Raw genomic sequence first — 18,966 nt, 5'->3', positions numbered from 1 at the left:
ATAATGAGGCAGCAGGCGGCCAGAAACGCAAACAACGACTTTGACCGCTGAGACCCCATATGAGTTTGAGCAAATAGATTTGCTCGAACCCTGTAAACCGGCCAGACTTGGCGGATAACAAACTGGACCATCATGCGCCGATTGCCCCATGTCACCTGGCTTCGATCGTTCGAGGCATCCGCGCGTCACAGTTCCTTCAGCTCGGCGGCCGATGAACTGAACCTGACACCTGCGGCGGTCAGCCAGCAGATACGTCTGCTGGAACAGCATCTCGGCATGCAGCTGTTCAAGCGTCTGGCAAAGGGGGTCGAACTGACAGACGTCGGTCAGGCCTATGCCCTGCCGATCCGCAAATCCTTCCAGAATATGCAGACTGCAACCGACGGTCTGTTCAGCACCAAACGCAAGTCGATTATCCGGGTAAGGTCCTCGATCTCATTTGCTGCGCTGTTGCTGGCCCCGCGCCTGAACGCCTTTCGCAACCAGCACCCCGATATCGAGATCGAGCTGTCCACCACCGTCTGGGCCGACCGGATGAGCGACGCGAGCATCGATCTGGACATCCGCTATGGCGGCGGGGACTGGCCCGAGAACAAGATCCACCGCCTGCAGATCGGGGGGGCGACCATCGTTTGCCACCCCGATTATGCAATGACGCTTGGGAATACGCCTTCGGTTGATCTGCTTCGTGCCGCGCATATCGTCCAGATCGTCGGGTCCGAGACCGACTGGGACCGGCTGTTTGATCATTGCGGGTTCGCGCAGCCCCGTCCGGTCCAATGGATGAAGGCGGATTCGTCGCTGATTGCCATGCATATCCTTGGGGCCGGTCATGGCTGCGCGATCATCAGCCGCAGTTTTGTCCGGCGCGAACTGGATGATGGCAGACTGGTGGCTCCTTTCGCGCTGGAAATTGCAATGGGCGAAAGCTTCTATCTGGTCGAACGTGATGATCTGGAAAGGCGTGGCGATATCGAAACCTTTATCGACTGGTTACGGCAACAGGACCTGTAATTGCCGCAATCCGGCAGGTTTTCTGCATGCCCACGCGGAACTATCGTCCCCCGTTGCGCGTCGTTCCCCAGAATAAAACACGCTTTGTTTTTTAAGGGGATCGAAGATGCGTTATATTGCTTTGGGACTGACTGCTGCGGTGTTGGCACTTTCGGCTTGCGGTAATACTGTGACAGAACGCGCAGCGACCGGTGGCGTCGGTGGTGCGGCAGTTGCCGGGCCTGTCGGCGCGGTGGTCGGTGGAACCGCCGGTGCTGTCAGCGCGATGAACTGATCCGGAACCGGCACTATTTCCAGCTAAGGCCGCGCCCTATCGGGTGCGGCCTTTCTGCATGGCCTTGCGACGGCACGGGGCATCCCCTACATCTGTAATGAAAGACAGAAGGAACACCCGATGGCGATGGAAGCCCATGACATCGAAGCCCTTATCCGGGCCGCATTCCCCGAGGCCAAGATCACGATCACGGATCTGGCTGGTGACGGTAACCACTATTCCGCCGAGGTGATCGACGAAAGCTTTCGTGGCCAGAACCGCGTCCAGCAACAGCGCGCTGTCTATGCTGCATTGAAAGGCAAAATGGATGGACCTGCGGGCGCATTGCATGCCCTGGCGCTGACGACAAAAGCGCCGGCCTGACAGCCCCTGCTTTCGGAATATCAGCCCGTTTTCGCGGGCAACGTACATATAAGGATTGCCGAGATGAGCGACGCAAATACGAATATCAAAGAGATCATTACCACGAACCCGGTGGTTCTGTTCATGAAAGGCACAAAAGAGATGCCGCAGTGCGGGTTTTCCAGCCGCGTGGCAGGTGTGCTGAACTATATGGGTGTCAATTTTCAGGACGTGAACGTTCTGGCCGATCAGGACCTGCGTCAGGGGATCAAGGATTTCTCTGACTGGCCGACCATTCCGCAGCTTTATGTCGACGGTGAATTCGTCGGTGGCTGTGACATCATCACCGAGATGACACTGTCGGGTGAACTGGATCAGCTGTTTGCCCAAAAAGGCGTTGAATATGATCAGGCAGCGGCAGATAAAATCCGCGAAGCAAATGCCTGATATAAAAAGGGCGCCATAGGGCGCCCTTTTTTAATGCTTACAGGAAATCGTCAGGATCATAGTTATCGTGGTCACGACGCCCTTCTTTCAGCTTGGCCGCCAATGTGATGCCTATTGCAAAAGCCCCCACCAGCTTTGCCATACTTCCAGCATTGCTGTTGGCATTCTGACGGGCCTGCTGGACCACACGATCCGTGGACCGTTGCACTGACTGGATATTCTGCGCCGTCATTCCCAAAGAAGATGCAGTCTGACGCACGCTGCCGAAGACACGACGTTCTGCGTCGCCAGCCAGTTTAGCCGCACGAAAGCCTGCCTCGTCCATCAACGCGTGAGCTTTGGTTTCGGCCACTGCAACCATCTTGTCAGCTTCCGAACGCGCGCGAAGAATCGCTGCATCGGTTGCCAGACTGACCCGTGCCTCAACCTCTTTCTTCAACTCGTCCGAGGTTGGCATCTTATGCTTCGTGCGGGACGACATAATGATTAGGATAATCGCAATCGCGACGAACCCGCCGCCAATAGCAAGCGACGCAAGCGTCGACCCCCATTCCAGATTATTTGCCAGAAATGACCAAAGCGCGGCGATCAAAAAGCCGCCGCCAAAGACGGCGACAAATCCGGCGGCGCCTTTCAGCGCCGCTCTGCGTGCGGTATCACCGATCGCCAGTTTTGCGTTGCGGGCAAAATCGAACATGCCTGCCTCAGCGACGTGCGATCAACAGGCCGACCAAGAAACCGACGCCTGCTGCAATGCCCAAGGATTGCGCAGGGTTGCGGCGCACCATTTCCGAGACTTCGTCATAGCGTTCTTCTGCATAAACAGCCGCTTCATGCGCTTTCTGCTGGCCTGCGCCGTAAAGACGTTCGGCTTCCAGACGGGCACGGTCTGCATATTCCTGACCGGTTTCACGCGCACGGTCTGCATATTCCTGACCGGTTTCACGCGCACGGTCGGCGTATTGACGACCGGTTTCAACGGCTTCATTCGCGATATCCGCGCCGCGCTGCGCCAGACGCTCTACGCCCGAATTGTCGGCCAGTTTGCTGGCGGTGTCGCGCAGGTCGTTTTCAACCTTGCGTGCACCTTCGGACAGATCGTGCTTGGCCTCTTGCGCGGCGGCATCTGCATCACGTTTCACATCATTGGCGGAAGTTGTCTGTGCCATGAGTTGTCCTTTCATCGGTGTTGTTTCACCTTCGTTGGACAAACAAACGCCATAGGGGTTTGTTCCCGCTGGCGGAAAATATCTTTTGGCACGTTTCTGGATGGATAAACGAAAGAGCGTGGTAGGGGCGGCCGGACTCGAACCGGCACTCATTGCTGAAACGGATTTTGAATCCGTCGCGTCTACCATTCCGCCACGCCCCCGATACAATCGGCGCTCTTCCGGCGCAACCCTTTCGGGTCTGGCAGACGGATATTGCCAGTCGAAAGGATTTGCAAGAGGGAGAAACGAGGCAAAGCACCCTGCCCCGCCCCATTTTTCAAAAAAATTCAGGCACGACCCAATTTTGCCAGCCGTGCGTCACGCAATTGGGCGAAATCGTCACCGGCGTGATAGGATGACCGCGTCAAGGGCGTGGCCGATACCATCAGGAAGCCTTTGCCATAAGCCGATTTTTCATAACCCTTGAATTCTTCGGGGGTCACAAAACGATCAACGCGGTGGTGCTTCGATGTCGGCTGCAGATACTGGCCAATAGTGATAAAATCGATATCGGCTGCCCGCATATCGTCCATGACCTGCAAGACGCCCTGACGATCCTCGCCCAGACCGACCATAATGCCGGATTTGGTGAACATGGTCGGGTCCATTTCCTTGATCCGCTGCAAAATACGCAACGAATGGAAATAGCGCGCGCCGGGACGCACCGTCGGATAAAGGCCGGGCACGGTTTCCAGATTGTGGTTGAACACATCGGGGCGCGCTTCGACCACGATTTCCAACGAACCCGGCTTGGACTTCAGAAAGTCCGGCGTCAGAACCTCGATGGTCGAACCGGGCGAACGGTGCCGGATGGCGCGGATGGTCTGCGCGAAATGTTCTGCACCGCCATCGTCCAGATCGTCGCGGTCCACACTGGTGATCACGACATGGTTCAGGCCAAGCTTTTGCACGGCATGCGCCACGCGGCCCGGTTCGAAGGCGTCCAGATCCTGCGGGCGGCCTGTGGCCACGTTGCAGAAGGTACAGCCACGGGTACAGATTTCGCCCATGATCATCATGGTCGCGTGTCCCTGGCTCCAACATTCGCCGACATTAGGGCAGCCTGCTTCTTCGCAGACGGTCGACAAGCGGTGTTCACGTAGCAGATCACGCGTCTGCTTGTAGCCTTCCGAAGTCGGGGCCTTCACGCGTATCCAGTCAGGTTTCTTTGGCTGAACCTGATCTGGGCGGTGGGCCTTTTCCGGGTGGCGTTGGTCCGGCATCCTGAGGTCGCGCAAGGTCTTAATCCTTTCGGTCGCGGTTGTGCCAGAATTACGGGCTTTTTACCGGATTGGCAACGCGTAGACGATGTTTGTGACACATGGCTGTCATGACCCTGCACCAAGCTGCTTTGCAGCATTGCCCCTGCTGCACCGCAGCGTTATCAACTGGCCGAACGGGGGGAACCAAAAGTACTGCTTCTGTGGTGCGTGACAATAAATCGAGGCCATGATGAAATCTGGATCACAACTGCCCGACGTTACCTTTCATACCCGTGTGCGTGACGAATCAATCGGTGGCACAAATCCTTTCCGCTGGCAGGATATGACCACCCGCGAATATTTTGCCGGCAAGCGCGTAGTCCTGTTTTCCCTGCCCGGTGCGTTTACGCCCACCTGTTCGACCTATCAGCTACCCGGATTCGAGGCGGCATATGACCAGCTGAAAACCTTTGGCGTCGATGCCGTCTATTGTGTGTCTGTCAATGACAGCTTTGTCATGAACCAATGGTCCAAATCGCAGAACTTGACTAATGTCATGGTCCTTCCAGACGGTTCGGGTGAATTTACCGATAAGGTTGGGATGCTGGTCCGCAAGGACAATCTGGGCTTTGGCGCGCGTAGCTGGCGCTATGCCGCCATTGTTGATGACGGCTGCATCGTGGCGTGGTTCGAGGAACCGGGCCGTTGCGACGATTGCGCCGACGATCCCTATGGCGAAACCGCCCCCGAATCAATTCTGGCGTGGTTGCAGAACGAAACCGTCAGCGAAATGGCGTAATGAACTTGCGCAGGGCTACCGCACGGCAGCCCTGCATCTATATGTTTTGGTCTAGAAGCGGATTGGCAGCCTGACGTAATATCTGTGCCAGATCATCGAACCATCCCTGTGCCGGTGTTGTCGCACGCCGCAACAGCATGATCTGGCGTGACGGTTGCGGGTCCGGAAAGCGGATTGCCGTTAGGCCCGGGGCTGCGGCCATTTCCTGTTGGCGTGCAATCTGCGGCAGGAACGTCAGCCCCATTCCCTGCGCCGCCAGACGGCACAGGGTCGAAAGCGATGCCGCCCCCAAGTCCAACCGGCTGCTGCGCCGACCCAATCCGCAAACCTTCAGCGCCTGATCGCCAAGGCAATGCCCTTCGTCCAGCAATAACAGCTGTCCCGGATCCAAGGCGTCCGGCGTTAAAGCCTGCGCGCGCAGATCATCAATCCGCGCGGCGCTGCCTGCCAGAAGAAAGCCGTCCTGAAACAGATGTGTTGCGGCAATACCTGGTGCATCGGGCGGGGTCGCAACCACAACAGCATCAAGACGCCCCGAGGTCAGCTCCTCTAGCAGTTTGTCGGTTTGAGCTTCACGCAGATGCAGGTCGCGGCCAATGTCACGGGCACGCAGGATGGGCAATGCTTCGGGCAGCAGATAGGGCGCGACGGTAGGAATCATTCCCAACATCAGCCGCCCGCCCCGCCCCGGTTGGCGCAATCCGGCCTCCAGTTCGGTCATGGCGGACATTACGCCCCGTGCATGTAATTCGAAGGCGCGGCCCTGCGGGGTCAGAACGACGCCACCCGTTGTCCGTTCGACCAGACGTGCACCGACGACGTCTTCCAACGCGCGGATCTGCATTGAAAGCGCTGGCTGAGAGACATAGGCTGTTTCTGCCGCGCGGGTAAAATTTCCCGTCTCGGACAAGGCCAGAAAATAACGTATTTGGCGAAGGGTAATGTTCATAAGTTACACTTATTGATCCTAGCAGAAATTACAATTTCCTTTTATCTGCCAGATCACGCATCTTCCGGCTACATCGCCAGTCCGGATATCAAGGATCGCAAAAGAATGAACGACCAGACCCAACGCCCCCGTATGACCACAACCGCAGGTGCGCCGGTTGCCTCGAACCAGAACAGCGAAACGGCCGGACCGCGCGGCCCGCTGCTGATGCAGGATTACCAGCTGCTTGAAAAGCTGGCCCATCAGAACCGCGAACGCATCCCAGAGCGTGTTGTCCACGCAAAAGGCTGGGGCGCATTCGGTACCTTTACCGTCACCAATGACATCACCCGGTATAGCTGTGCATCCATCTTCGGTGAAGTCGGCAAGACCACCGACATGCTGGCACGCTTTTCGACCGTTGCGGGCGAACAGGGTGCAGCTGACCATGAACGCGATGTCCGTGGTTTTGCGCTGAAGTTCTATACTGACGAAGGCAACTGGGATGTGGTTGGCAACAACACGCCGGTCTTCTTTGTCCGTGACCCGCTGAAATTCCCGGATTTCATCCACACGCAGAAACGTCACCCGCGCACCAACCTGCGCAGCGCGACGGCCATGTGGGACTTCTGGGGCCAGCAGCCCGAATCGCTGCATCAGGTGACGATCCTGATGTCGGACCGCGGTCTGCCGCAGGACCCGACCTTCATGAACGGCTATGGCAGCCACACCTATTCCTTCTGGAACAAGGCGGGCGAACGTTTCTGGGTGAAGTTCCACTTCAAAACCCAGCAGGGTCACCGTCACTTCACCAACGGCGAAGCTGCCGAAATCATCGGCCATTCGCGCGAAGGTTATCAGGAAGCCCTGTTCGGCAAGATCGAGGATGGCAACTTCCCCCGTTGGAAGATGTTTGTTCAGGTCATGCCCGAGGCTGACGCCGAAACCACGCCCTTCGATCCTTTCGATCTGACCAAAGTCTGGTCGCATAAGGATTACCCGCTGATCGAGGTTGGTGAATTCGCACTGAACCGCAACGCCGATAACTATTTCGCACAGATCGAACAGGCTGCATTCAGCCCGTCGAACAAGGTGCCGGGTATCGGTTATTCGCCTGACAAGATGCTGCAAGCGCGTGTCTTCAGCTATGCCGATGCGCATCGCTATCGCCTTGGTACGCATTACGAACATCTGCCGGTGAACGCACCGAAATGCCCTGTGCATCACTATCATAAAGATGGCCAGATGAACTTCATGGGCCAGAAAACCGGCAGCGTTGATGCCTATTACGAACCCAACAGCTTTGGTGGCGCGGTCGAGGATAACAGCTTTGCCGAACCGCCGCTGCGTATCTCGGGTGAGGCTGGCCGCCATCCGCACCAGCAGCAGATGGACGATTACACCCAGCCGCGCGCGCTGCACGACGAAGTGCTGAACGACGAGGAACGTGGCCGTCTGTACAAGAACCTTGCCGCCGCAATGGACGGCGCAGATGAGGCTGTCGTGCAGGTTGCACTGGGTCACTTCGACCTGATCAGCCCTGCCTATGGCGCTGGCATCCGTGCCGCACGCGCCGAAAAGGCACAAAAGAACGACTAATAATGGAAGGGGCGCCCGAAACGGCGCCCCTTTTCCTTATCAGCCTATCAGTGGTGATCCTTTGCTGTAATGTTCGGCATAGTGACGTTCCAGACGCATCAGGGCCAGACGCAGCACAATTTTGCCCGAACGCGCAGACCAGCCCAAGCGGCGCTCGGTCATTTCGATCCCTTCCAGAAAACAGCAGACGCGCAGAACGATATCGCCCATGCCCGGTCCAAGATCGCGCAAGGCCAGCGCCACGCGATCCCGCGCTGCCTCTGACCCGCCGCGAAATCCTGACCCGCTTTGCGACACATCAATCCCCGAGGTCATAAAGCCGTCCCAGTTCTGGGTCACGCGCGGTCCCATCTGTGCCAGTTCGAAATCCTCGCGCAAGCGTTCGCCTGCAGCTACCATCCCTGACGTCAGGAACGCCTCGCCTGATTGGTCGCGGCGGCGGGCCAGTACCATCAGCGGGCTTTCGGCGATATTGACACGCATCTTCTTGCGCCGACCGTCCTCGGGATCCTGCAAAACGCGTGTTTCATAGGTCCGATGTATGTCACTGTGGTGAAAAGGCGCGGGATTTTCGGCCATGCCTTGCACCGGATGGGCATTAGCAAATGAATCCGGCCCCATTGCCGCATTCTGCTGGCGGGGTGATCGAAGCATCTTACGCAGCGCATCGCGTCCCGCAGGGGCAATCACATAGCGTTGGACACGTCCACCGCCGCGGGCCTGCACGACCCAACCCTTCAAGGCCATGCGTTCGGCCAACTGACGTTCCAGCACAACGGTCCTGATATCGTCCCGCGTAACAATGGCCTTATCCATTCCAGCGGCAGTGACCATAACCGAATTCGGTTCCGCCAAGCGACGCAAAACCCGCAACGACTGACGATCATCCGAGGCTTCGGTATTTTTACGTGCCAAGGCGCTGTCGACCAAAGGATCATCGCGACGCGCCTCGAACCGGCGGATTCGACGCAGGATGGTCGAGGCATGGCAGCCGGCCTCTCGGGCCAATGCGCGGATCGTTTCACCCTGATCGACATGGCGCAGGTAAAGACGGGCATCATCGCCAAGCGACGTATCGGCCGCGGGGACTGTCCCCTCAGAACGGTACTCCGCGACGGATGTGTGGATTGCGAAATCACCGGTCAAAATGGTCATATCAGGCCCCTTGTTTTCCTTAGGTCGCCCCGCAAATTGACCACCTTTGGTTGTAATTTTTCCCCTGTGGTTAACAGGGTGTTACTGCACATAGCCGCAACATTCCCTAACAATTCCTAAAGAATTATTGCGCCATCGGGCGGTGCGTTGACGCATTTGGCAACACAGGCTCAGGTTGTGTGATGATGGTTTTGCATCAACCAGCAAGGACCAGACCGATGACCCAAGGCACGAATGTGATCGCTTTCCACCCACGCCCCGCCCATCAGCCCTTCCGCCGTCCGGTCGTCTTGATCCGTGCCGCCCGTGAAGGGCAAAAATCATGGAAAAGGGATCGTGACCTGCCACAGCTGCTGCGCGTGGACCGATGCCCGGCACCAGCGCACGCGCTGGCGCGTTTGCGCGCCGAGGAAGCAATCCAGAACGATATGCGTCTGAAGCAACTGGCAGAGTACAATTTGAAGCGTCATGTCCTGCTGATGATCGCCATCATGGCCGAAATGCGGGTGGCCATCCAGGCTGCCCCCGCACCTATGGCAATCGCCCTGTAACGACTAGCGTCGCTTCAGCAGGGATCCAAGCACGCCCCGGACCAAGGCCTGACCGGTCCGGGTGCCTAACTGACGGGCCAGACTTTTGCCGAACGTCTCCAGAACGCTATCCGACCGGCTGCTACGTGCGGGCTTTTTGGCCGGTGCAGGTGCCTCGTAACGACGCGCATTGCGGTAACCGTCGTCGGGTGACATATCGAACAGGTCATCATCCGCTAAATCAGCCCCTTTCGCCGCAGCTGCTGCATCCGCTGTGCGTTTGGCCAGCATTTCCTGCGCGGATTCCCGATCCAGAGGCGTGTTATATTTTGCCCCCTGATCCGAAGCTGCCAGAATATCCGCCCGCATTCTGACATCAATCGGCCCAAGCTGGCTGAACGGCGGGCGTATCAGGGTGCGCTGTGCAATTCCCGGCATGCCCTTTTCCATCAGGAACGAGGTCACAGCCTCACCCGTCCCGACCTGCTGGATGGCATCTGCAATGTCGAATTCCGGATTTGGCCGATAGTTTTCCGCCGCCAGTCGAAGTGCTTTCTGGTCTTTGGCCGTAAAGGATCGCAGCGCATGCTGGACGCGATTACCCAACTGTCCCAATACACTGTCTGGAATATCGGTCGGGTTCTGGCTGACAAACCAGACGCTAACGCCCTTTGACCGGATCAGCCGTGCCACCCGTTCGACCTTGTCAATCAAGGCTTTGGGCGCGTCATCGAACAGCAGATGCGCCTCGTCAAAGAAGAACGCGATACGGGGAACCTCGGGGTCGCCAACTTCTGGAAGCTGTTCGAACAGTTCGGACAGCAGCCACAGCAGGAAAGTTGCGTAAAGCTTGGGGGCGTTCATCAGCCGTTCGGCGGCCAGAATATTGATCACCCCCTTGCCCGAGGCATCTTGCCGCATCAGGTCGGACAATTCTAACGCGGGTTCACCGAACAGACGATCACCGCCTTCGTTTTCCAGAACCAGAAGGGCGCGCTGGATCGCACCCACACTGGCCGCACTGACATTCCCGTAACGCAGCGATAGGTCCGAAGCGTTCTGCCCGACCCAGATCAACATAGTCTGAAGATCCTTTAGATCCAGCAGCGGCAGGCCGTCCTCATCCGCGACATGGAAGGCGATGTTCATTACACCTTCCTGCGCTGGTGTCAGATCCAGCAGGCGCGATAACAGCAGCGGTCCCATTTCCGCAGGCGTTGTGCGAACAGGATGGCCGAATTCCCCCCAGACATCCCAGAATGTCACCGGAAAGGACTGGTAATCCAACGTGCAACCGATCTGGCTTGCCCGTTTTTCAAATGCATCATGCAGCTTGGATTGGGCGGTTCCTGCAGTGGACAATCCGGACAGATCACCTTTGATATCGGACAGGAACACCGGCACACCGGCCAGCGACAGGGTTTCGGCCAGGGTTTGCAGCGTGACGGTTTTGCCCGTACCTGTCGCGCCCGCAATCAATCCGTGACGGTTGGCGTATTTCAGCAGTAAATGTTCGGGCGTGGCGTAATCCTTGCCAGCGCCTCCGACAAAGGCAGTGCCCTCTTCAAGATCCAGAACTGACACCACGCACCCCTTGTCGATATATTGACCCCGCCGTTCGAACGGCGTCTGTGGTGAAAAGACTATCTTAGACCCCTTGGTGCAAGTCCAAGTTTGCGCCAATCACGGTTTCAAAAACCCATATCATTTGACGCCTATTGACTGATCACAACAGCGCGACTAGCCTGCGACGTAATAATGACCGGCCAGTCCGGCAGGGAGCTTACGCGAAAAGCGTCATTGGCCGTGGTGAAAACCACGGCCAATTCGATTTTTAGCCCGGCATTTGATCGTTTTTAACATTTCCGCCGATCTAACGGCGAAGAAACGCCAAGGTTTTCCTTTTCGTCAACTCAAGGTGAAGGGGTGGTGTTTCAGGACACCTGACAAGCGGTTTCCGGCGTGCTAGATCAGCCCCAATGCTTTGAGCAAAGGGAAGAAACATACATGTCCATCAAACCTTCGCATGCGTTGCTGGCAACACTGGCCCTGATCGCAGGACCGGCATTTGCCCAAGACACCGCAACGCCGGCACAGCCCGAAACCGCCACGACCGAGGCCGAGGCCCCGACGCCGCCCGCCGCAAACGTTCCTGCAGAGGCCGCACCTGCTGCTGACGCCGAGCCTGCTGCACCTGCGGCCGAAGGCGAAGCAACTGCAGAAGAAGCCCCCGGTGGTGACGCAGACGCCGCCACCCAAGCCGCGGCCGAGCCTGCCGAACGTCCGGGCACCTATTATGCGAAATCCGAACATGGTGAATGGACCATCCGTTGCATCCGCGCACCCGAGGGCAAAGACCCCTGCGAGATGTACAAACTGCTGAATGATGCGGATGACAATGCTGTCGCCGAACTTACGCTGCTGCCATTGAAGAACGGCGACGTTGCAGCCGGTGCGACACTGGTGGCCCCGCTTGAAACCGACCTGATCGAAGGTCTGGGTTTCCGCGTCGACAGCGGCAAGATGCAAGGCTATCCCTTCAGCTTCTGTGCGCCCGTGGGCTGCATTTCGCGGATGGGCTTTACCACCGCCGAGCTGAACGCCATGAAGCGCGGATCAAAGGCCAATGTCCAACTGCTGCCTTTTGGCGGCGATCCGAAGAAACCGGTCCAGCTGGAAATCTCGTTGTCCGGCTTTACGGCAGCATTCGACGAATTGGCAGCCTATGCCGCCGCACCAGCCCCCGAAGCTGAACCGGCCGAAGACGCACCTGCCGAATAATCCGGCAAAAAAACAGAACCCGCGCCCTGATCGGGGCGCGGGTTTTCCCTATTCGAAGTGCTTATCAGATGCGGCGTAACGCAATAACAGCATTCAGGCCGCCGAAGGCGAAAGCGTTGGACAGAACGGCATCCACCTTTACCTCGCGCGACTCGTTCGGGACCACGTCCAGCGCACATTCGGGATCGGCTTCCTGATAGCCGATTGTTGGGGCGATCACCCCGTCACGAAGGGCCATAATGCAGGCCAGCAATTCGACCGCGCCAGTGCCGCCAATCAGATGCCCGTGCATGGATTTTGTCGAAGATATCATCAGCTTATCGGCATGATGGCCGAACGCATGCGCCACAGCGGCGCATTCTGTCTTGTCGTTCGCAGCCGTGCCGGTGCCATGCGCGTTGATGTAACCGATCTGGTCGCGGTTCAGTCCTGCATCGACCATTGCACCGGTAATCGCGCGTTCGGCACCCTGCGCTGAGGGCATGACGATGTCCTGCGCGTCGGATGACATGGCAAACCCCACAACCTCGGCCAGAATGTCAGCGCCGCGGGCTTTGGCACGGCCATATTCCTCGAAGACAAAAACGCCGGCACCTTCGCCCTGAACCATGCCGTTGCGGTTCGCGCTGAAGGGGCGGCAGGCATCTTTGGACATGACGCGCAGTCCTTCCCATGCCTTGACGCCGCCAAAGCACAGCATCGCCTCGGATCCGCCGGACAGCATGACATCTGCCGCACCCGACCGCACCATCTGGAAGGCCAGACCCATGGCATGGTTGGAACTGGCGCAGGCCGTGGCAACCGTAAATGCCGGTCCGCGCAGGCCGAATTCCATGCTGACATGGCTGGCGGCCGCATTGTTCATCAGCTTGGGGACAACAAAGGGGTGAACGCGATTCTTCCCCTCCTCATAGACAGCGCGATAGTTTTCGTCCCAGGTGTTCAGACCGCCGCCGGCGGTGCCCAGAATAACGCCGGACCGCAGCCCAAGCGCACCTTCAAAATTCAATTCCGCCTGCGCGACCGCCTGTTTGGCTGCCAGCAAGGTGAACTGGGTGAATTTATCATACAGCAGAATCTGCTGGCGGTTGAAATAGGTTTCGGGCGTCCAGTTGTGGACCTGACCGCCAATCTGGATCGACAGGCGTTCGACATCACGGAAATCAAGCTGGGTGATGCCGCTGCGACCTTCGCGGAAGGCTTGCAAAGTGGTGGCGACGTCATGGCCAAGCGCGTTGATGGTTCCCGCGCCGGTGATTACCACCCGCCGCAAACCGTCACGGCCTGCGCGATCGGTGGCTTCGGGGATGGCGGGGGCCGCAACGCCCCGATCGACCTTGGCAGCCCGCTTGGCCGAGGATGCGGGCTTTTTCTTGCTCATCCCGCCTTTTCCGCGACCAGCCGCTGCACGGCGGAAATGATCGTGCCCATGTTCGAAATGTCGAACTGCGATTTTTCAGGCTCATTCGCGTTGAACGGGATGGTGATGTCGAATTCTTCCTCAAGCGCGAAGATGGATTCGACCAGACCAAGGCTGTCGATGCCCAGATCCTCGGGCGTCGAGTCGTCGGTCACCTGTTCAGGTTCAAGCATTGCCTGTTCGGCAATAATGGCGCGAATTCTGTTTGTGATATCTTCGGTCATGTCGCCTCCTGCTCAGCCCTTTTCCAACAGACGTGTAACGGTTTCCTGAAGATCTGATAGCTGTTTTGCGAAACGCGGCAAGCGGCGTGTGGCTTTCTGGATTTCCAGCTGGGTTTCCATTTTCACTGCAGGGTTGCCAAGGATCACCCGTCCGGCAGGGACGCGGGTGAAGATCTTGGTCGCACCGCCCGCGATCACATCGTCGCCGATGGTGATATTATCCGACACGCCGACCTTGCCGGCCAGAACAACACGGTTTCCGACGGTGGACGAACCGGCAATGCCGACCTGACTGCACAAAAGGCAATCCTCGCCCACGACGACGTTATGGCCAAGCATCACAAGATTGTCGATTTTCGAGCCTGAACCGACACGCGTGGCGCGGATGGTGCCGCGATCAATCGTAGCATTGGCACCTATTTCGACATCATCGCCCAGTTGGACCGTTCCCAGCGAATGGATACGGGTCCAGTGCTGGGTTGTGATGTTTTCGCGTTCCCCGAGGGTGCGGCGGATTTCCTCGATGCCCGATTCCTCGGGGGTGACAAAGGAAAAACCGTCGCCGCCCAGAACGGCATTGGGCTGGATGAAGACGCGATCACCGATCACGACATCATGGCCGATCCGCACACCGGAGTGGATGACGGCATCGCTGCCGATACGGGCGTTGCGACCGATACTGGCATGCGACCCGATACGGGCATTCGCACCGATCACAGCGCAACGTCCGATTACTACGAAGGGCGCGATTGCGGCGTTTTCGCCAATGGTCGCACTGGGGTCGATGACAGCAGTCGGGTGAATGCCTGTATCGATATCAGGACCCTGATCAAAGGCGCGGGTCAGTCCCGCCATCACCAGACGCGGGCGTGGCGCGAAAATAGCGGCTTTGACGGCATAGGCTTCGGGGTCCATCCCTTCGGCCAGAATGGCGATACAGCCGGGGCGCAGCGCCTCGGCGTATTTGGGTGCCATGGCAAGGGCGATCTGGCCGCTATCCGGCAAGGTCGTGGCAGGTTCCCCTGCCCCCGTTACCTGAATATCCAGATCACCCCAAGCGCGCGCGTCCAGCGATTGCGCCAGTTCTCCTATCGTGACGGTCATAAGGCCCCCTTTTGCACAAGGGTTTAGCCTGTTTGACGGCATCCTGCCAGCAGAACAGAGTGCCAGCCGGTCACGATGCCGCGCCGTCCTGTCCCACGCCCTGCGCCTGAAGGGCTGCCCAGACCTTGGCATCACGACCATAGACGTCATCATACATACGCACCGTGCCCGACTGGTCCGGCCATGCGGTGAAATAGACCAGATGCACCGGAACCGCAGGGCGCAGCGTCAGCCATTGTTCACGACCGCTGTCCAAAGTCCGCTGGAACATCCCCGCCGGATTGTCCGTCTGCTTGGACAACAGCGCCTGCGCCAGATCCCGCGGATCGCCGATACGAACGCACCCATGCGAATACGCGCGGTTTGTGTTCGCAAATAGATGCTTGCTGGGGGTGTCGTGCAGATAGATGTTCCACTGGTTCGGGAAAATGAATTTCACGATGCCAAGCGCGTTATCCTCACTTGGTTTTTCACGCAGGCGGAACGGAAAATTGCGAGCGTTGTAGTTGTTGAAGTTGATGCCCGACCGCGACACCACATTGCCGCGTCCATCGACCAGATCCAGATGTGACACAGCATTGGGGTTTGCCTGCAACTTGGGCAGATATTCACGGGTCGTAATCGACCGCGGGACATTCCAGCTGGGGTTCACAACAACATGGGACATCATGTCGGAAAATTCCGGCGTCTGCATGTGTTCGCCATTCTTGCCGACGACGCTGCGGGTGCGGAACACCTCATTCCCGTTTTCGATGATGGTGGTTGAGAATTCGGGAATATTCACCCAGACATAGCGTTCGCCCAGATCCTTTGTGCCCATCCAGCGCAGACGTTCCATCGCGACCAGAATGGCACGTTGGCGCGCGCCCTGCCCCGTCGGGATATCACCATTCAGCAGACGGATGGTTTGCGGACCGGCAATGCCGTCAGCGCGAAGTCCGGCAGCCCGCTGGTATCCTGCCACCGCAGTCGAAAGCGCCGCATCATAGAGGGTCTTATCAGCCCCCTCGGCCGTAAATCCGACTGCGGCCAGACGGTCGCGAAGGGGCATGACGCCCGCGCCTTTCTGACCCACACGCCAAACTGCCTCGGGGGCGCGGGGCAGATTTTGTGGCGCGGCCAGCTGTTCCGGCCCGAACAAGGCATTCTGAAGCGCTAGATAGGCGGGGTTGCGGGGTGCTGCATCCGACAGTACCGATGCAGGATCGCTGGCAGTCTGGAACTTTGCCAGCATTTCCGGAATGGCTGCGAAGGTCCGCACCCGCTTGATTTCCGGATCGACCGAGGCAGGGTCCAGAATGCCGCCGCTTAGATCGCGCAGCAGACCGGCAGCCTGTTTGGCATAGGCCACCTCATCCGCGACGCTGCGCGGATTGTCGGGCAGGCTGTCGGGCGCATAGCGTGCAACCGGAATACCGTGGCGCGGCATCGACTGGATCGCATCACGAACGGCCTGACGACGACCTTCTGCCCGTGGTCCGATAAAGACCGGCGACAGGCCGTTGCGACCGTAAAAGGCGGCAAGGTCGGAATCATCCGAAACAGCCTGCGCCAGATCCATCTGCGCTGCGGAAAATTGCAGCTTGGGGCTGGGCACAGACATCAAGACGGCCACGCGTTCTTGCGCCAAAGCAGGTGCCGCGACAAAAGACGCACCCAGTAGAACTGCAAACACCGACCCAATACGCCAAGCAGACATGACACACCCCAATTCAATACCTGCACATTCTCTCATACAGACAGGTACGACGCTACCGGCCATCCCCCTGATAGATGCAGACAAAAGTCGTCGTTGCAGTTTGAACACAACGCACCGACGCAATTGCAACAGACATCAATTTGGGCGGTTTCTTGCCGAATGCGCATATTTTTAACCCCGAGGTTGCAGAAAGAGTTTCTCAGCCTCCCGATGTTTTGACATAATGTTAGCAAGTCGGGGATAAACCACGACGAGCCGCGATCCGTCGCGGGGTTTAATAAAACCAAAGCAGGACAGGCGATCTGACATGACAATGGACCTTATCTCCCGTCGCGGCATTCTGGGTGCCTTCGCAGCAACCAGCGTTGTGGCAGCTCCGGTAATGGCCAATGCGTTCGGTTTTCTGCGCGGTGCCGGCGATATGCGGCGCGTGCGGATGTATTCGGGACGCACCGGCGAAAGCCTTGACACAGTTTACTGGGTCGATGGCAAATATATCCGTGAAGCACTGAATGAAATCAACGTCTTGATGCGCGACTGGCGCACCGGTGAAGTGATCGGGATCGACCCCCGCACCATCGATGTGGCCGCAGCATCCTCTCGCTTGATGCAGACGGATGAACCCTACATGATGCTGTCGGGATACCGTTCGCCGCGCACCAATGCCATGCTGCGCCGCACCTCGAGCGGTGTTGCGAAGAACTCGCTTCACATGACCGGCAAGGCTGCAGATCTGCGATTGAAGTCGCGTTCGGTCGCGCAGATGTATCAGGCTGCTTCGGCGTGCCGTGGCGGTGGTGTGGGACGTTACAGCCGTTCAAACTTTGTTCACATGGACTGCGGCCCGATCCGCACTTGGGGCAGCTAAGGCCGCGCAAAAAGCGAAATTCAAAAGACCAAGCGCCCCTGCGATTCGCAGGGGGCGTTTTGATTAAAATTGTCGCAGCCTTTTTTTCGGGCTTGCCCTTGACGACAGCTCCGGTCAGCCTAGAGGTCACAATATGCTGAAGATCGGACCTCTATGAGCCCCCAGAACACGCGCCGCTTCCGGACTGCCAAAGCCATTCAGGCATCCGCGATCGAACTTGCCATCCAGGACGGATTGGCAAATGTCACGACCGAAGCAATCGCGCGACATGCGGGAATCAGCACGCGCACCTTTTTCAACTATTACCCGTATAAAGAAGCAGCCCTGATGGGCCCGCCGCCGGATTATCCGCCCGAGGCATCGGAAAAATTCGTCACGTCTAAGGGGCGATTGATCGACGATCTTGGTGATCTGATTGCCGCGCATCTCAAGCGCTATCTGAACGAGCGTGAAATGATCGGCCAAATGCTGTCACTCAGTGACAGTGATCCCAAGCTGGACGCTTTGCGAAACAGCGCCATGCTGGCCCGTCGCGCGCAGATGCGGGCCTTGTTGCACCGTCGCCTTCCCGGATCGGACGAACGTCTGGTCGAGATTTTGGCAGCAGCAATTATTGCGGCGACCAATGCGGCAACCAAGGATTGGGTGGCCGGAACGCGCGATGATTTCATTGCAGCCGCGCATGAAAATCTGTCGCTAATTCTAGTGGCTGCCGAAATGCTGGGAACGCCTTCGTCCTAGGGCGTCAAAATCTTCCGGTACATCTGGTCCAGAAACACCTCACCTTCGGCAAATGGATCGCGACCACTGCCCAGAACCGCGCGGACCTGAATTTCAAAATCCGCGTAATGTTGCGTCATGGACCATATCGAGAATATTAGATGGCGCGGTTCGACGCGCGCCAGACGCCCCTCATCCATCCAGCGGTTCAGGATGATGACGGCACGATCCACAATTTCCCGCAGGCCGCCCCCCAGAATTTCGGTCAGATGCGGCGCACCTTGCAGGATCTCATAGGCGAACAGACGCGATTCGCGGGGATAGTCACGTGACATCGCCATTTTGGCGCGGACATAGCCCAGCACCTCCTCCAGTGGATCACCATAAGGGTCGATCAACTGCATCGGTGCAAGCCACAAATCCAGCATTGCTGTCAGCAGCGCCTTATGGATTTCATCCTTGGATCCGAAATAATACAGCACATTCGGCTTGGACAAACCGGCCGATTTCGCGATCTGGTCAATGGTCGCCCCGCGAAAACCGTTCGCCGAGAATACATTTAATGCACCCTGCATAATCAGATCGCGGTTTTTCTGCTGAATTCTCGTCATTTGGGAAGGTTTCGCGTCTGTCACCGGCGCTCCTACTC

20 protein-coding genes, 1 tRNA gene and 2 pseudogenes are annotated in these 18,966 nt (G+C 57.9%); 10 read left to right on the top strand and 13 right to left on the bottom strand.

The window, feature by feature from the left end; genetic code table 11:
* Positions 1-132 precede the first annotated feature (132 nt).
* From DWB67_RS10565 to grxD, 4 genes are all read left to right on the top strand, one after another.
* The gene (locus DWB67_RS10565; RefSeq protein ID WP_119807510.1) at positions 133-1,014 is read left to right on the top strand and encodes a LysR substrate-binding domain-containing protein; all 882 of its coding nucleotides are present in this window, start codon (positions 133-135) and stop codon (positions 1,012-1,014) included.
* 106 nt (positions 1,015-1,120) lie between these two features.
* On the top strand, positions 1,121-1,288 hold the full coding sequence (locus DWB67_RS18035; protein ID WP_182911551.1) for a hypothetical protein: 168 nt from the start codon (positions 1,121-1,123) through the stop codon (positions 1,286-1,288).
* 120 nt (positions 1,289-1,408) lie between these two features.
* Positions 1,409-1,651: a BolA/IbaG family iron-sulfur metabolism protein gene (locus tag DWB67_RS10560; protein ID WP_119807509.1), complete on the top strand. Its 243-nt coding sequence runs from the start codon at positions 1,409-1,411 to the stop codon at positions 1,649-1,651.
* A gap of 63 nt (positions 1,652-1,714) precedes the next feature.
* Positions 1,715-2,077, top strand: coding sequence for a Grx4 family monothiol glutaredoxin (gene grxD, locus DWB67_RS10555; RefSeq protein ID WP_119807508.1), 363 nt, complete (start codon positions 1,715-1,717; stop codon positions 2,075-2,077).
* 37 nt (positions 2,078-2,114) lie between these two features.
* On the opposite strand, the gene DWB67_RS10550 is transcribed toward grxD, so the two are convergent.
* The 4 genes from DWB67_RS10550 to lipA form a co-directional block, all read right to left on the bottom strand.
* On the bottom strand, positions 2,115-2,774 hold the full coding sequence (locus DWB67_RS10550; RefSeq protein WP_119807507.1) for a phage holin family protein: 660 nt from the start codon (positions 2,772-2,774) through the stop codon (positions 2,115-2,117).
* 7 nt (positions 2,775-2,781) lie between these two features.
* A complete protein-coding gene (locus DWB67_RS10545; protein ID WP_119807506.1) occupies positions 2,782-3,246 on the bottom strand; it encodes a YqjD family protein in 465 nt (154 codons plus the stop codon).
* A 119-nt stretch (positions 3,247-3,365) separates the two neighbouring features.
* Positions 3,366-3,449, bottom strand: a tRNA-Leu gene (locus DWB67_RS10540).
* 126 nt (positions 3,450-3,575) lie between these two features.
* Complete coding sequence (gene lipA, locus DWB67_RS10535) at positions 3,576-4,511, bottom strand: lipoyl synthase (protein ID WP_119807505.1); 936 nt, start codon at positions 4,509-4,511, stop codon at positions 3,576-3,578.
* 229 nt (positions 4,512-4,740) lie between these two features.
* On the opposite strand from lipA, the gene DWB67_RS10530 reads away from it, so the two are divergent.
* Positions 4,741-5,289, top strand: coding sequence for a peroxiredoxin (locus tag DWB67_RS10530; protein WP_119807545.1), 549 nt, complete (start codon positions 4,741-4,743; stop codon positions 5,287-5,289).
* Positions 5,290-5,326: 37 nt separating this feature from the next.
* On the opposite strand, the gene DWB67_RS10525 is transcribed toward DWB67_RS10530, so the two are convergent.
* On the bottom strand, positions 5,327-6,238 hold the full coding sequence (locus tag DWB67_RS10525; RefSeq protein WP_119807504.1) for a hydrogen peroxide-inducible genes activator: 912 nt from the start codon (positions 6,236-6,238) through the stop codon (positions 5,327-5,329).
* 105 nt (positions 6,239-6,343) lie between these two features.
* On the opposite strand from DWB67_RS10525, the gene DWB67_RS10520 reads away from it, so the two are divergent.
* On the top strand, positions 6,344-7,816 hold the full coding sequence (locus DWB67_RS10520) for a catalase (protein WP_119807503.1): 1,473 nt from the start codon (positions 6,344-6,346) through the stop codon (positions 7,814-7,816).
* Between the two features lie 39 nt (positions 7,817-7,855).
* On the opposite strand, the gene DWB67_RS10515 is transcribed toward DWB67_RS10520, so the two are convergent.
* Positions 7,856-8,971 (bottom strand): DUF6456 domain-containing protein, encoded by a 1,116-nt coding sequence (locus tag DWB67_RS10515; RefSeq protein ID WP_119807502.1) that lies wholly within the window; start codon positions 8,969-8,971, stop codon positions 7,856-7,858.
* 218 nt (positions 8,972-9,189) lie between these two features.
* On the opposite strand from DWB67_RS10515, the gene DWB67_RS10510 reads away from it, so the two are divergent.
* A complete protein-coding gene (locus DWB67_RS10510; protein ID WP_119807501.1) occupies positions 9,190-9,522 on the top strand; it encodes a DUF6477 family protein in 333 nt (110 codons plus the stop codon).
* Positions 9,523-9,525: 3 nt separating this feature from the next.
* Here the strand turns inward: DWB67_RS10510 and DWB67_RS10505 are convergent, their stop codons facing one another.
* Positions 9,526-11,088, bottom strand: a complete 1,563-nt coding sequence (locus DWB67_RS10505; RefSeq protein WP_119807500.1) for a helicase HerA-like domain-containing protein — start codon at positions 11,086-11,088, stop codon at positions 9,526-9,528.
* A 420-nt stretch (positions 11,089-11,508) separates the two neighbouring features.
* Between DWB67_RS10505 and DWB67_RS10500 the strand changes: the two genes are divergently transcribed.
* Positions 11,509-12,282 (top strand): invasion associated locus B family protein, encoded by a 774-nt coding sequence (locus DWB67_RS10500; protein WP_119807499.1) that lies wholly within the window; start codon positions 11,509-11,511, stop codon positions 12,280-12,282.
* A gap of 64 nt (positions 12,283-12,346) precedes the next feature.
* Here the strand turns inward: DWB67_RS10500 and DWB67_RS10495 are convergent, their stop codons facing one another.
* From DWB67_RS10495 to DWB67_RS18620, 5 genes and pseudogenes are all read right to left on the bottom strand, one after another.
* Positions 12,347-13,555 carry a beta-ketoacyl synthase gene (locus tag DWB67_RS10495; RefSeq protein WP_119807544.1) on the bottom strand — a complete coding sequence of 403 codons (1,209 nt, stop codon included), beginning with the start codon at positions 13,553-13,555 and terminating at the stop codon, positions 12,347-12,349.
* 104 nt (positions 13,556-13,659) lie between these two features.
* The gene (locus DWB67_RS10490; RefSeq protein WP_119807498.1) at positions 13,660-13,926 is read right to left on the bottom strand and encodes an acyl carrier protein; all 267 of its coding nucleotides are present in this window, start codon (positions 13,924-13,926) and stop codon (positions 13,660-13,662) included.
* 12 nt (positions 13,927-13,938) lie between these two features.
* Complete coding sequence (locus DWB67_RS10485; RefSeq protein ID WP_119807497.1) at positions 13,939-15,030, bottom strand: UDP-3-O-(3-hydroxymyristoyl)glucosamine N-acyltransferase; 1,092 nt, start codon at positions 15,028-15,030, stop codon at positions 13,939-13,941.
* A gap of 70 nt (positions 15,031-15,100) precedes the next feature.
* Positions 15,101-15,814: pseudogene (locus DWB67_RS18625) on the bottom strand (L,D-transpeptidase family protein); the annotation flags it as partial.
* Positions 15,815-15,982: 168 nt separating this feature from the next.
* Positions 15,983-16,591: pseudogene (locus DWB67_RS18620) on the bottom strand (peptidoglycan-binding protein); the annotation flags it as partial.
* Positions 16,592-17,036: 445 nt separating this feature from the next.
* On the opposite strand from DWB67_RS18620, the gene DWB67_RS10475 reads away from it, so the two are divergent.
* Both DWB67_RS10475 and DWB67_RS10470 read left to right on the top strand, forming a co-directional pair.
* Positions 17,037-17,597 carry a DUF882 domain-containing protein gene (locus DWB67_RS10475; protein ID WP_119807495.1) on the top strand — a complete coding sequence of 187 codons (561 nt, stop codon included), beginning with the start codon at positions 17,037-17,039 and terminating at the stop codon, positions 17,595-17,597.
* A gap of 153 nt (positions 17,598-17,750) precedes the next feature.
* Positions 17,751-18,338 carry a TetR/AcrR family transcriptional regulator gene (locus DWB67_RS10470; protein WP_119807494.1) on the top strand — a complete coding sequence of 196 codons (588 nt, stop codon included), beginning with the start codon at positions 17,751-17,753 and terminating at the stop codon, positions 18,336-18,338.
* Here DWB67_RS10470 and DWB67_RS10465 read toward each other — a convergent pair.
* Positions 18,335-18,892 (bottom strand): TetR/AcrR family transcriptional regulator, encoded by a 558-nt coding sequence (locus DWB67_RS10465; protein WP_255418635.1) that lies wholly within the window; start codon positions 18,890-18,892, stop codon positions 18,335-18,337. The genes DWB67_RS10470 and DWB67_RS10465 overlap by 4 nt on opposite strands.
* Between the last annotated feature and the right edge of the window lie 74 nt (positions 18,893-18,966).

The organism is Paracoccus sp. JM45 (assembly GCF_003590715.1).
Lineage (GTDB): Bacteria > Pseudomonadota > Alphaproteobacteria > Rhodobacterales > Rhodobacteraceae > Paracoccus.
This window is presented reverse-complemented; position numbering and strand designations above follow the sequence as displayed.